Source organism: Micromonospora sp. WMMD712, assembly GCF_029581295.1.
Taxonomy (GTDB): Bacteria; Actinomycetota; Actinomycetes; order Mycobacteriales; family Micromonosporaceae; genus Micromonospora; species Micromonospora carbonacea.
The window spans coordinates 2,541,362-2,554,473 of sequence record NZ_CP120743.1; the positions used below are offsets into that span (position 1 = coordinate 2,541,362).

At 76.8% G+C, this 13,112-nt stretch carries 10 protein-coding genes; 3 read left to right on the top strand and 7 right to left on the bottom strand.

Translation table 11 applies throughout. The annotated features are described in order from the left end of the window. Positions 1-6 precede the first annotated feature (6 nt). Positions 7-1,173: an acyltransferase gene (locus tag O7633_RS10595; protein ID WP_282327587.1), complete on the top strand. Its 1,167-nt coding sequence runs from the start codon at positions 7-9 to the stop codon at positions 1,171-1,173. A 66-nt stretch (positions 1,174-1,239) separates the two neighbouring features. Here O7633_RS10595 and mptB (O7633_RS10600) read toward each other — a convergent pair whose 3' ends face one another. The 5 genes from mptB (O7633_RS10600) to O7633_RS10620 all read right to left on the bottom strand — a co-directional run bounded on the left by mptB (O7633_RS10600) (position 1,240) and on the right by O7633_RS10620 (position 9,808). Beyond that, the gene (mptB, locus tag O7633_RS10600; RefSeq protein ID WP_282327589.1) at positions 1,240-2,820 is read right to left on the bottom strand and encodes a polyprenol phosphomannose-dependent alpha 1,6 mannosyltransferase MptB; all 1,581 of its coding nucleotides are present in this window, start codon (positions 2,818-2,820) and stop codon (positions 1,240-1,242) included. 9 nt (positions 2,821-2,829) lie between these two features. Then, a complete protein-coding gene (gene mptB / locus O7633_RS10605; RefSeq protein WP_282327591.1) occupies positions 2,830-4,260 on the bottom strand; it encodes a polyprenol phosphomannose-dependent alpha 1,6 mannosyltransferase MptB in 1,431 nt (476 codons plus the stop codon). Between the two features lie 2 nt (positions 4,261-4,262). After that, positions 4,263-5,849, bottom strand: coding sequence for a hypothetical protein (locus O7633_RS10610; protein WP_282327593.1), 1,587 nt, complete (start codon positions 5,847-5,849; stop codon positions 4,263-4,265). 67 nt (positions 5,850-5,916) lie between these two features. Continuing rightward, positions 5,917-9,033 (bottom strand): bifunctional [glutamine synthetase] adenylyltransferase/[glutamine synthetase]-adenylyl-L-tyrosine phosphorylase, encoded by a 3,117-nt coding sequence (locus O7633_RS10615; RefSeq protein WP_282327595.1) that lies wholly within the window; start codon positions 9,031-9,033, stop codon positions 5,917-5,919. Positions 9,034-9,040: 7 nt separating this feature from the next. Continuing rightward, the gene (locus tag O7633_RS10620; RefSeq protein ID WP_074474775.1) at positions 9,041-9,808 is read right to left on the bottom strand and encodes a type 1 glutamine amidotransferase; all 768 of its coding nucleotides are present in this window, start codon (positions 9,806-9,808) and stop codon (positions 9,041-9,043) included. 124 nt (positions 9,809-9,932) lie between these two features. On the opposite strand from O7633_RS10620, the gene O7633_RS10625 reads away from it, so the two are divergent. After that, positions 9,933-10,886, top strand: a complete 954-nt coding sequence (locus O7633_RS10625; RefSeq protein ID WP_282327597.1) for an LD-carboxypeptidase — start codon at positions 9,933-9,935, stop codon at positions 10,884-10,886. Between the two features lie 99 nt (positions 10,887-10,985). Here the strand turns inward: O7633_RS10625 and O7633_RS10630 are convergent, their stop codons facing one another. Continuing rightward, a complete protein-coding gene (locus tag O7633_RS10630) occupies positions 10,986-11,870 on the bottom strand; it encodes a virginiamycin B lyase (RefSeq protein ID WP_282327599.1) in 885 nt (294 codons plus the stop codon). Positions 11,871-12,055: 185 nt separating this feature from the next. On the opposite strand from O7633_RS10630, the gene O7633_RS10635 reads away from it, so the two are divergent. After that, positions 12,056-12,553 carry a hypothetical protein gene (locus O7633_RS10635; RefSeq protein WP_282327600.1) on the top strand — a complete coding sequence of 166 codons (498 nt, stop codon included), beginning with the start codon at positions 12,056-12,058 and terminating at the stop codon, positions 12,551-12,553. A 115-nt stretch (positions 12,554-12,668) separates the two neighbouring features. Here the strand turns inward: O7633_RS10635 and O7633_RS10640 are convergent, their stop codons facing one another. Beyond that, entirely contained in the window at positions 12,669-13,046 is a 378-nt protein-coding gene (locus tag O7633_RS10640) for a VOC family protein (RefSeq protein ID WP_282327602.1), read from the bottom strand. Between the last annotated feature and the right edge of the window lie 66 nt (positions 13,047-13,112).

The window sequence follows — 13,112 nt, forward strand, 5'->3', positions numbered from 1 at the left end:
GTCGTGATGGAATCGGTCAAGATCGACGTACGCCGGCCCGCGTCCCGGTTGCAGAGCCTCACCGGTCTGCGCTTCCTCGCCGCCCTGCTCGTGTTCGGCTTCCACCTGTCGCTCAACCGGCATCTGCTCGGGGAAGGCAGCCTGCCGGACGCCTACCGGGGGCTGCTGAAGAACGCCGGCTGGTTCGGGGTCACCTTCTTCTTCGTGCTCAGCGGCTTCGTGCTCACCTGGTCGGTCCGGCCCCGCGACACCTACCGGGAGTTCGTCGCCCGACGGCTGGTCAAGATCTACCCCAACCACCTGGTCACCTTCGTGATCGCCTTCGCCCTCTTCGGGCTGGCCGGGGCCTCGGCCCTGGAGGCGGTGGGCAACCTGGCCCTCCTGCACGCCTGGGTGCCGCGGGACACCAGCTTCTTCAGCATCAACCACCCGAGCTGGTCGTTGTCCACCGAGTTGTTCTTCTACCTCATGTTTCCGGCGCTGTGGTTCGGGTTGCGCCGGATTCCCGACCGGCTGCTCTGGCCGGTCGCCGGCCTGGTGATGGCGGCCATCCTGGTGCTGCCCGCGGTTGCCGGGCTCCTGCCAGCCGGCGAGGTCTTCGGCGAGGCCCACCGCAACTCGCCGCTGTACCAGCACTCGATGCACCAGGTCTGGTTCCTGTACGCGTTCCCGCCCGTCCGGCTGCTCGACTTCGCCCTGGGCATGCTGATGGCCTCGATCGTCCGAGCCGGTCGATGGCCGGGCCTGCCTGCCCTGCCGGTGGCCGGGCTGGTCCTGGTGGCCTACCTGGTCAGCCTGGCCCAGCCCCTGGAATACCAGCTCAACGCCAGCTTCGTCATCCCGATCGCGTTGCTGATCCCGGCGGTGGCCACCCTCGACGAACGAGGTCGCGGAGGGCTGCTGGGTCATCCCCGCGTCGTGCTGCTCGGCGAGGTCTCCTTCGCCTTCTACATGGTCCACGACATCCTGCTCACCGGGCTGGGCCGGCTGCTGGGCCCGCACACCCCGGCGCCGGGCATCGGCCTGCTGCTCGCCGTCTGCGCGCTCGTGGTGAGCATCGGCGCCGCCTGGGTGCTGTACCGCGCGGTGGAGAGCCCGCTCACCCGGGCCTGGGCACGGCGTCGGGCGCGAGTGGTCCCGCTGGGCGCGGAGCGGGCACCGGCCATGCTCTGACCGCCGGTCCGGGGCGGTCGGCGGTTGCTGGCCGCCCCGGACCCGATGTCCGGACGACTCAGCTCCCTACGGGCCGCAGCGGGTATCCGCCTTCGCACGGGAGGAAGCCCTCCCCGCCCGGGCCGCCCAGGCCAGCAACGCCCCCACCAGCGCCGTCATCGCGATCGCGCCCGGGGCCTTCGTGGAGCGGGCCAGGTTGGTGCCGTCGGGCAGGGTGAGGACGGCGGCCACCGCGCTGGGCAGCACGAACCACGTGGTCCGGGCCGGGCGGACCACCGAGATCGCGAGCAGGGTCAGCGGCCAGGTGGCGTACCAGGGGTGGAAGACCGGCGAGAGGGCGACCGTGGCGGCGAGCGCCAGCCCCGCGCCGAGCAGGGCCACCCGGGGCCGAGCCGCCGGGGCAGCCGCCCCCTGGGGTACGCCGTCGCGCGCGCGCAGCGACCGCCACGCCCAGCACCACAGGGCCACCAGCGTCGCCGCGAGCAGCAGCAGGCCGGCGGCCCGGGTCACCGGCACGGCGTCGGGCCGCCGCCCGGCCCACTCCCCCGCGTAGTCGACGACGAAGCCGACTGCCGTCGGCGGCGACGTCCACTGCGCGGAGTCGCCGCTGCGGGCCAGCCCCTTGACCCAGCCCAGGCCCAGCCCGGACGCCACGGAGGTCGCCAGCAGCGCCGCCAGCGCGCCGCCGGCCAGCCAGCCCCCGCCGCGCAGCAGCGCCCGCCAGGTGGGTCGGCCGGCGACGGCGGCCAGCGCCGCGAACGGCAGCGCCACCACGGCGGTCGCCTTCACGGCCACGGCCAGCCCGAGCAGCGCCCCGGCCAGCAGCAGCACCCCGCCCGACGCCAGGCCCCCGATCGGCCTCAGGACCCTGGCCGGCACCAGCCCCCCGGTCGGCCTCAGGACCCCGGCCGGCACCGGTACCCCGGCCGGCGCGGGTGACCTCGCCGGCCGGCGGAGCAGGACCCGCAGGCCGGCCAGCAGCAGGCCGAGGGCCACCGCGTCGTTGTGCGCCCCGGCCACCAGGTGCACACCGACCAGGGGCGCGGCCAGCGCCAGCCAGGCGGCCCGCCGGAGCGGCACGCCCGCCGCGCGGGCCAGCCCCGGCAGGCAGTACGCGGCCAGCAGCACGCCCGCGACGGCGTACAGCCGCAGGAGCGCGACGGCACCGGCGAGCCCGCCGCCGACGGTCACCGCGAGCGCGGCGAGCAGCACGAACAGCGGCCCGTACGGCGCGGGGGTGTCCCGCCAGATCGGGGCGACCGAGTCCAGCCACGGGCAGCCGGCCGCCGCCACCCCCAACCGGTACGGGTCGCGCCCGTGCGCGTACGACCAGCCCTGGCAGGCGTACGAGTAGACGTCGCGGCTGCCCAGCGGCGGCGTCGCCAGCAGCGGCAGCAGCCAGAGCCCGGCGGTCGTGTACGCCCACCGGCCCGACGGTGCGCCGTCGCGCAGCGCCCACCACGCCCCGACCATCAGCGCGGTGCCGGCCAACCAGCAGCCCAGCACCGCCGGACCGTGCGGGCCCCGCCACACCTGGGCGGGCGTGCCGCCGGTCAGGTCGGGCAGCGCCCCGCCCAGCCAGCCGGCGACGGCGAGCAGAGCGGCACCGAGCAGTCCCGCCCAGCGGGCGACGACGGCCACCGGCACACCCTTCGCTCAGTCGGCTCCCCGGATGGCGGGGTCCGGCGCACGGTCCGCCGCGCGGTCCGCCCTCGCCGACCGTACCAACCGCACGGCCGCCCAGATCAGCAGAAGCGTCATCAGCGGCGCCCCGGGCAGCTTGGTGTACCGGGCCAGCCCGGTGCCGTCCGGCAGGATCAGGAACGCCGAGACGAGCGCCACGACGAGGTACCAGCGGGCGGGGCGGACGGTCGTCGCGGCGAGCACGGTCAGCGGCCAGATCCAGTACCAGGGGTGCACGACCGGGGACATCGCCACCATGGCGGCCAGCGCGAGGCCGGCGTGCCACAGCGGCTCCCGCGTGCGGGCCCGCCACCAGAGCCAGAGCAGCAACCCGGCGAGCACCACCACGCCGAGCGCCCGAGCCACGGGCAGCGCGTCGACGTGCGCGCCGAAGATCAGCGCGACGTATCCGGCGGTCTGCCCCACGGCGGTGGGCGGCGAGGTCCAGGCGATCGCGTCGCCGCCCTTGGACAGCCCGCCGACCCAGCCGAAGTCCAGCCCGCCGGCGAAGGTCACCCCGACCACGGTGGCGACCGCACCGGCGACGACCCACCCGCCGTCGCGCAGCAGCGTGCGGATCCGGTACGGCCCGGACATGGCGGCCAGCGCGGCGAACGGGATCACCACCACGCCAGTGATCTTGATGGACACGGCCAGCCCGAGCAGCACCCCCCCGGCCAGCATCGGCCCGGGACGGCCCGGCCGGGCGGCCACCACGGCCAGCCCGGCGACCAGCAGGCCGACCATGATCGCGTCGTTGTGCGCCCCGGCCACCAGGTGCACGCCGATGAGCGGGCTGGCCAGCGCCAGCCACAGCGCCTTGCCGACCGGCACCCCGCAGCGGCGGGCCAGCACCGGCAGGCAGGCGGCGGTCAGCGCCAGCCCGGCCACGGCGAACAGCCGGAACAGCACGATGCTCGCGGTCAGCGACCCGGTCGCCTTCACCACCGCGCCGGCCAGCACCACGAACAGCGGTCCGTACGGGGCCGGGGTGTCCCGCCAGATGTACGAGATGGTGTCCAGCCACGGGCAGGGCAACGCCGACACGCCCTGCTCGTACGGGCTGATGCCGTTGGCGAAGCTGGCCCCCTGGCACGCGTACGCGTACACGTCGCGGCTGGCCATCGGTGGCGCGACCAGCAACGGCAGCAGCCAGAGCCCGGCGGTGACCAGGGCCCAGCGCGCGGACGGCGGGCCGTCGCGCAACGACCACCAGGCCCACGCCATGAGCGCGGTGCCGACCAGCCACGCCCCGATGATCAGCGGCCCGTGCGGGCCCTGCCAGATGCTGACCGGGGTGGGACGCAGGTCGCCGCCGGGGAACGCCCCGCCGAGGAACCCCGACAGCGACAGCAGGGCGGAGCCGGCGAGCCCCGCGTAACGGATCAGACGGTGACGGTCCACGGTCAGCATTGTCCGGACGGCCGCAGGGCACTGGTGACCCGGTACGACCCCGGCGTGGCCCCGCGCACCGTGAGGAAGCCGTCCGGGGTGGGCGCGAGGCAACCACCCGGCCCGGTCAGGGTCAGCCAGCGCGACCAACGCACCCGCACCGGTACGTCGCCGGGCGCGTCGACGGTGAACCGGACGGCAGCCCGGCCCGATCCGTCCAGTCGCCCCGGCGCCCCGACCAGGGGCACGGGGTCGGTCACGGCGTACAGCCGCCAGGTGGCGTCCCGCCACACCTCGCGCAGGTACGGCTGGCCGGCGACGACGAGGGCGGCCTCCTGGCGGGCGTACCGGTCGGGCCCGCTGTCGGGGGCGAGCGCCACGAACGCCACGGCCTCCCGGCGCAGCCAGCCGGCGTACGCGTCGGCGGTGAGGCCGTCGCCGTAGAACAGGGGGTTGCGGGCGGTGTCGACCTGCCGCTCCCAGCCCCGCGCCAGCGGCACGGTGTCCGGCAGGTACGCCGACTCCCAGTGGTCGCGCAGCGGCACCACCTCGACCCGGCCCACCGGCTGCCGGCGGGCCAACTCGTCGGCCAGCGGCCGGTAGTACGCCGCCGCGCTCTCGGGCGAACCGGCGCGGGCGAGGTCGTTGGTCAGCACCGGGTTCTGCCACCAGACGCAGGCGGCGAGCAGCCCGGCCAGCCACGGGCCGGGCAGCGGCGCGTACCCGGCCAGCAGGGGCAGCGTGAACAGCAGCGGCAGCCGCAGGGCGTTGGAGCCGATCGGGCTGGGCACGAGCTGCGCGGCGACCAGCAGCAGCACGGTCAGCGCGGCCCCGGCGCGCAGCGCGCGGCGGCGGCGCGGCACCGCGAAGAAGACGACCACGGCGAGGGCGACGTTGATCCGCATCGACTCGGCGGTGAACGGCTGCGTCCCGCCGTTGCCGAACAGCAGCGCCATCGGGGCGAGCGCGACCGCCGGGGCGAGGCACAGCGTCAGGCTCTCGGCGAGCGGCCGGTCAGCCCGCCATCCGGCGGGCAGCGCCCGCCCCGGCCCGGGGCCCCGGCGCAGGCTCGCCAGCAGCAGCGCCGCGCCGGCCAGGCCGGTGAACAGGCCGGCGACGGGGCTGGCCCAGGTGGCCAGCGCGGCGAGCAGCCCGGCCAGGGCCAGCCGCGCCGGGCGGGCCCAACCGCGTGGACCCACCGGGTCGGCACCGACCGCGCAGAGCGCGAGCAGCCCCAGCGCCAGGCCGACGGCGAAGGTGACCCGGCCGCTGGCCAGGTTGCCGACCAGCACGACCGCGCCGAGGACCCCGGCGAGCAGCGGCCGGCGGGCCCGGTGCCGGGCGAGAAGGTGGCCCAGCGCGGCGGCGGCGAGCACCGCGGCGGCGGCACCGAGCGGGCGGGGCCCGACCCAGGCGGCCAGCCGGGCGGTGAAGAGGCTGTAGCCGAACTGGTCGACCCCGCCGTACCAGCCGAGGTCGACCGGGGTTGCGCCGTGCCGGTCGGCGAACCCGGCGCGGGCGACCTGCGCGGCGAGGTCGGTGCCCATCGGCGGGGCGATCAGGTACGCCGCCGCGAGCAGCACCGCCGCGCCGGCCGCCACCACGGCAGGTGTTAACAGGGGTCCCCTGCTATGCAGAAAGCGATAAGAAGGGGCCCTTCCTTGCGCCTCAGGCATCGAGGACGCGTTCCATCGCCGCGCGGGAGCGGCGAGCGGTGCGCAGGTACTCGTCGAGGAACTCGCCCGGGTCGTCGCGGCCGAGCAGCCGCACCACCCCGGCCAGTTCCACGCCGTGCCGGGGCAGTTGGTCGCCGGCGCGGCCCCGCACCAGCATCAGCGCGTTGCGGACCTGCGCGGCGAGGGTCCAGCCGGCGGCCATCGCCGTGGCGTCCGCCGGGTCGACCAGGCCCGCGCCGGCCGCCGTCGCGAGCGCGTCGAGGGTACGCGTGCCGCGCAGCTCCGGCAGTCGGCCGGCGTGCCGGAGCTGGACCAGCTGCACCGCCCACTCGACGTCGGCGAGCCCGCCCCGGCCCAGCTTGGTGTGGGTCGCCGGGTCGGCGCCCCGGGGCAGCCGCTCGGTCTCCACCCGCGCCTTGATCCGGCGGATCTCGACGATCTGCTCCCGGGTCAGCCCCTCGGCGGGATAGCGCACGGGGTCGACCATCGTCTCGAACTCGGTCCCCAGGTCGGCGTCGCCGCAGACGAACCGGGCGCGCAGGAGCGCCTGCGCCTCCCACACCTTCGACCAACGGGCGTAGTACTGGGCGTACGCGGCGAGGCTGCGCACGAGGGGGCCCTGCCGGCCCTCGGGGCGCAGGTCGGCGTCGACGCCCAGCGCCGGGTCGGGGGCGGGGGCGGACAGCAGCCGGCGCAGCTCCTCGGCGATCGCGTGGGCGGCGGCGCTGGCCGCGCCCTCGTCGGCCCCGGCGGGCGGGTCGTAGACGAAGAGCACGTCGGCGTCGGAGAGGTAGTTGGACTCGTACCCGCCGAGCCGGCCCATGCCGATCACCGCGAACCGCAGGCCGGGCAGGGCCGGTTGGGCGGCCCGGGCGGCGCGCAGCGCGGCGGCGAGGGTGGCGTCGGTGACGTCGGACAGGGCGGTGCCGACGGCGGTGACGTCGGCGAGGCCGAGCGCGGCCCGCCCGTCGGCGTCGGGGCGGCCCGCGGCGGCGGCCCGGTCGGCGTCCCGGCCAGCGGCCACCCGGTCCGCGTCCCGGCCGGGGGTGGGGGCCAGCGACCCGGCCCGGCTCAGCATGTCGGCGCAGGCGATGCGGACCAGTTCCCGGCGGCGCAGCGCGCGTACGGCGCGGGTCGCCTCGACGGGGTCGGCGGCGTGCCGGGCCGCCGCGGCGGCGAAGCCCTCGCAGAGGACGGCGCGCGGACGGGGGGTCAGCTCGTTCTCCTCGGCGAGCAGCCGCAGCGCCTCCGGCTCGCGGGCCAGCAGGTCGGCCGCGTACCGGGAGGAGGACAGGACGCGGGCCAGCCGGCGGGCCACCGGGCCGGAGTCGCGCAGCAGCCGCAGGTACCAGGGGGTGCTGCCGAGGGAGTCGGAGACCTGCCGGTAGTTGAGCAGCCCCCGGTCCGGCTCGGGGGCGTCGGCGAACTCGCTGAGCAGCACCGGCAGCAGGGTGCGCTGGATGGCGGCCGTGCGGCTCACCCCGCCGGTGAGGGCCTGGAGGTGCCGCAGCGCCCCGGCGGGGTCGGCGAAGCCGAGGATCTCCAGCCGGTGCCGGGCCGCCTCGGGGGTGAGCCGCAGCCCGTCGGCGGGGACGCGGGCGACCGACTCCAGCAGGGGGCGGTAGAGCAGCTTGGCGTGCAGCCGGCGTACTTCGGTGGCGTGGGTGACCCACTCGGCGCGGAACTCCTCGACGGCGCTGCGGCCCGGCGTGGCCGCGTAGCCGAGGGCGGCGGCGAGCCAGCGCAGCGCGGCCGGTTCGGTCGGCACGGTGTGGGTGCGGCGCAAGCCCTGGAGCTGGAGCCGGTGCTCGACGCCGCGCAGGAAGCGGTAGCCGCGCAGCAGCGCCTCCCCGTCGGCGCGGCCCACGTAGCCGCCGGCCACCAGGGCGCGCAGCGCGGGGATCGTCCCGGGCACGCGCAGCGTCTCGTCGCCGCGGCCGTGCACCAGTTGCAGGAGCTGGACGGCGAACTCGATGTCACGCAGCCCGCCGGGGCCGCGCTTGATCTCGCGGTCCAGCTCCTTCGGCGGGATGTTGTCGATGATCTTCCGGCGCATCGACCGGACGTCGTCGACGGCCTCGGGGCGCTCGGCGGCGGTCCACACCAGCGGGGCGAGCTGGTCGATCCACTCCTGGCACAGCGCCAGGTCGCCGGCCGCCGGGCGGGCCTTCAGCAGCGCCTGGAACTCCCAGGTGCGCGCCCAACGCCGGTAGTAGGCCAGGTGGCTGGCGAGGGTGCGCACCAGCGGCCCCCGGTTGCCCTCCGGGCGCAGCGCCGCGTCGACCGGCCAGGCGACCAGCCCGCAGACGTGGATCAGCCGGGTGGCGATCGTGGTGGCCGCCGGCAGCTCGTCGTCCTCGGCGCAGACGAAGATCACGTCGACGTCGGAGACGTAGTTGAGCTCGCCGCCGCCGCACTTGCCCATCGCCACCACGCCGAGGCGGGGCACGGCGGTCCCCTCGGGCAGCTCGCCCACCGCGATGTCGTACGCCGCCGCGAGGGTGGCGTCGGCCAGCGCGGACAGCGCGGCCATGGTCTGCTCCAGGGCCCGGCCGCCGGTCAGGTCGGCCGCCGCGATGCGCAGCAGGGCCAGCCGGTACGCCTGCCGCAGCACCGCCACCGGCTGGGTGGACGGGGTGACGCGGGCGGCGGCGGCCAGGTCGAGCCGGCCCTCGGCGGCGGGGGCGAGCCCGTCGGGGGCCGTGGCGAGCACCGGCCACTGCCGGGGGTTGGCCACCAGGTGGTCGCCGAGGGCCGAGGACGCGCCGAGCACGGCGACGAGCCGCCGGCGCAGCCCCGGGTCGGCGTGCAGGGCGTCCAGCACGGCCGAGCCGGCGGGCCGGTCACCGTCGCCCCCGGTGGTTTCGGCGACGCCTCCGGTGGTGCGGCGCTCGGTCTCGACGAGGCGGTGCAGCTGGCGCAGGGCCAGGTCGGGGTCGGCGGCCCGGGACAGCGCGGCCAGCAGCTCGGCGGCCCGGTCGTCGACCGGCTCCTGCTCCTGCGGGTGCCACAGGCCGAGCCCGGCCGGGCCGAGCAGGTCGGCGGCGCGGGAGCCGTCGTCGGTGCCGAAGCCGTAGCGGGCGAGCCGGCCCCGCGCGGGTCTGCTCATCATCGCCTCAGTGCCCCAGCAGCGGCAGCGGACGCCGGACGCTGTCGTCGCCCAGCTCGCCGAGGGCGAGGGCGGCGAACCGGATCGCGAACGGCTGCCACACCTCCTCGACGTCGGCCATCACCCGGTCGCAGGCGGCGACCACCAGCTCGGGGTCGTAGCCCAGCTCGTCGAGCAGGGCGGAGCCGGTCGCCCAGTCGGCGATCATCGCGGTGTCGCACTCGACGTGGAACTGGAGGCCCCAGGCCCGGTCGCCGAGCCGGAACGCCTGGTGCGGGTAGCGGGTGGACGCGGCCAGCAGGGTCGCCCCGTGCGGTAGCTCGGTGATCTCGTCGGTGTGCCACTGGAGCACGTCGGGGATCAGCGGCACGTACCGGAACAGCGGGTCGGTCTCGGCGGCGTCGCGGCGGCCGACGACGGCGGGGCCGACCTCGGGCCCGGACGGGCTGCGCTCGACCAGGCCGGCGTGGGCGGTGGCGAGCAGCTGCGCGCCGAGGCAGACGCCGAGGGTGGGCACCCGGTGCCGGACGGCCTTGCGCAGCAGCCCCTCCAGTTTCGGGAACCAGGGTGCGCCGGGGGCGCCGTCGGGGCCCGGGTAGGCGTGCTGGTCGCCGCCGAGCACCACCAGCGCGACGTGCCCGTCCAGGTCGTCGGGGAGGTCGTCGCCGGCGTGCGGGCGCAGCACGCGCAGCTCCAGGCCCCCCTCCACCAGCCACTCCCCCAGGCGGCGGGGGTCGTCGGTCGGGTCGTTCTCGATCACCAGCGCGGTTCCCACGCCGTCGAGGCTATCGGGTACGTCGACCGCCGCCCGGAACGCCTCGGCCCGCGCGCCGGGCGCGTCCGGTCCCGTGCAGGAGCGCCCGCTGCGGGGAGCCGGCCGGCGGCTAGGCTCTGCGGCTGTGACCGCCGACGACGCCGCCGCGCCGCGCCCGGCCGCCGTGCTGCACCCACCGGCCCTGCGCCCCGGCGACACGGTGCTGCTGGTGTCGCCGTCCGGGCCGACCCGCCCCGAGCGGGTGGCCCGGGGCGTGGAGCTGCTCACCGGCTGGGGGCTGCGGCCGGTGCCCGCCGCGCACGCGTACGCCCGGCGGGGTTACCTGGCCGGCGCGGACGAGCTGCGCGCCGCCGACCTGAACGCCGCGTTCGCCGACCCGCGGGTGCGCGGGGTGATCTGCACCCGGGGCGGCTACGGCGCGCAGCGGATCGTGGACGCCATCGACATGGCGGCGGTGCGCCGGGACCCGAAGGTGGTGGCCGGCTTCTCCGACATCACCGCGGTGCAGCTCGCCCTGTGGCGGGGCGCGCGGCTGGCCGGCGTGCACGGCCCCGGCGCGGCCTGGCGGGACGAGCGCACCCCGCTGCGCTCCGCCGAGTCGCTGCACGCCGCGCTGATGACCACCGCGCCGGTCACCGTCGCCGCCGTCGGCGGCGAGGAGACCTTCGGGGTACGGGTGCCCGGTCGCGCCACGGGCACCCTGCTCGGCGGCAACCTGTGCCTGCTCACCGCCACCCTCGGCACCGCCGACATGCCGGACCTGACCGGCGCGGTGCTGCTAATCGAGGACGTGCAGGAGCCCCCGTACAAGGTCGACCGGATGCTCACCCAGCTGCGCCGTTCCGGGGCGCTGGACGGCCTGGCCGGGGTGGCCGTCGGCCAGTTCACCGACTGCGCGGACGGCTGGGACACCACGGTCGTCGACGTGCTGACCGACCGCCTCGGCGACCTCGGGGTGCCGGTCCTCGGCGGCCTGCCGATCGGCCACGGCCACGGCCAGCTCACGATCCCCGTCGGCACCGAGGCCACCCTCGACGCCACCGCCGGCACCCTGACCGCCGCCCCCGCCGTCCGCTGACCCCTCCCCGCGATCTTGCACTTTCGGCCCGGGCAAAGGGCACGAACCACCCGTCCCGGGGGCCCGAACTGCAAGATCGCGGTGAGCCGGGGTCGTCGGCTAGGCCGGGGTGAGGTGGGCGATCGCGCCCGACTCCAGGGCGGCGTGGACCGTGCCGTCGGGCAGGACCGCCAGGCCGTGCGGCTCCGAGCCGGGGGTGGGCAGGTCGTACGCGTCGACGCGGCCGGCGGCGGTGACGTGGCCGATGCGGTTGGCCGCCCACTCGGTGAACCAGCAGCCGCCGGCAGGGTCGGCGACGATCGCGTGCGGGCGGGCGGCGCGGTCGGGCAGCGGGAACTCCTCGATCCGCCCGTCGGTGGTGATCCGGCCGAGCTGCCCGGCGGCGATCTCGACGAACCACAGCGCCCCGTCGACGCCGAGGGTGATGCCGACCGGGCCGGCGGCGGCGGTGGGCAACGGGTGCAGGGTCACCTCGCCGTCGGGGGCGATCCGGCCGACGGCGTTGGCCTGGTGGAGGGTGAACCACAGGGCCTCGTCGGGCCCCGCCGTGATCATCGACGGGAACCCGCCGACGACCGGCAGCGGGTACGCCGTGTGGGCGCCGTCGACGTCGACCCGGCCGACGGTGTCGTTGCTCATTCCCGCGTACCAGAGGGCGCCGTCGGGGCCGACGGCGATGCCGCCGGGGCCGGTGCCGGCCGGCAGCGCGACGGAGGTCGCCGCCCCGGCGGTGGTGATCCGGCCGAGCCGGTCGTCGCCGGAGCGGGTGAACCAGAGCGCGCCGTCGGGGCCGGCGGTGACGACGAGGGGCCGGCTCGCCGGGTCGCCGGGGTGGACCCGCACCGCGCCGTCGGCGCTCACCCGGGCGATCCCGCCGGAGCGGACCAGCGTCGCCCAGAGCGCGCCGTCGGGCCCGACGGCGACCCCGTACGGCCCGCAGTCCGGGTCGGGCAGGACGGTCTCGCGGATGGTGGGCTGTGGCACGGGGCACCCGCCTCTCTGTGTGGTTCCGGGCCACCCTGCCGTGCCCGGTGTCCCCCGGCAACCGGTTTGTCCGCCCCTGAATGCCCGATTTTCAGCTCGCTGACAGGGTCGCCACGGCTCCGACCCAGCCAGGTCAGTCACTCTCGGTGACGTCATCGCATCCGAACGAGTCTGGAGGACACAGGATGTCCCGCAAGATGTCGAAGAAGCACGTGCTGGCCGGCCTCGCGGCGGCCGGCGTGCTCGGCGTGGGGATCGCGGCGCCGACCATCGCGTTCGCCGAGGAGGGCACCTCGTCGCCGGGCGCCAGCAGCAGCGAGCACACCGATCGGCAGGAGAAGCGGGCCGAGCGGCAGTCGGAGTTCGCCGAGGCGCTCGCCGAGGAGCTGGGCGTCTCCACCGACAAGGTGACCGCCGCCCTGGAGAAGGTCCGGGAGCAGCACAAGGCCGACCGTCCGGGGCTGGGCGAGCGCGGCGAACGGGGTGAACGGGGTGAGCGCCCCGACGCCGCCGAGCGGCAGGCCGCGCTGAAGGAGCGGCTGGCCCAGGCCGTCAAGGACGGCAAGCTCACCCAGGAGCAGGCCGACGCGATCACGAAGGCCGTCGAGGCCGGCGTCTTCCCCGGCGGGGGCGGCTTCCCCGGCGGCTGGGGCCGGGGCCACGGCGGCCCGGCCGGCGAGTGACGCCGCGCACCTGATTCGCCCTCTCCGCCGGCGGGGCGGGGCCGGAGTCTCCGGTCCCGCCCCGCCGGTGTGCTCGCCCCCCGGTCACCGCCCCGCCGGTGTGCTCGCGCCCCGGTCACCGCCCCGGGGGCGGCGTGAACACCCCGAAGTGGTTTCCCGACGGGTCGAGCAGGTGGGCGAAGGCGAGCCCGCTCGGCGCGGTGAACGGGGGCACCAGCACCCGGCCGCCGGCCGTCTCCGCCCGCCGCACGGCGGCGGCCACGTCCGGCACCTCGGCGTAGAAGATCGCGTAGTTCGGCGTGCTGCCGTCGGAGGCGCGGATCGCCCCGCCGATCCCCGCGCCGTCGGCCCCGCCGCCGGTCACCCGGTACGACCGGCCCGGCGCGCCCTGCTCGGCGAACTCCCAGCCGAACAGCTCGCCGTAGAAGCGCTCGGCCTCGTCCGGCCGGTCGGTGCCGATCTCGAACCAGGTGATCGGGTTGGTCGTGGTCATGGAGTGCCTCCCGTTCGTCGCGCCGGCCGGTCGACCGGCGTCGCCGGGACCCAGCCTCGCCCCGCG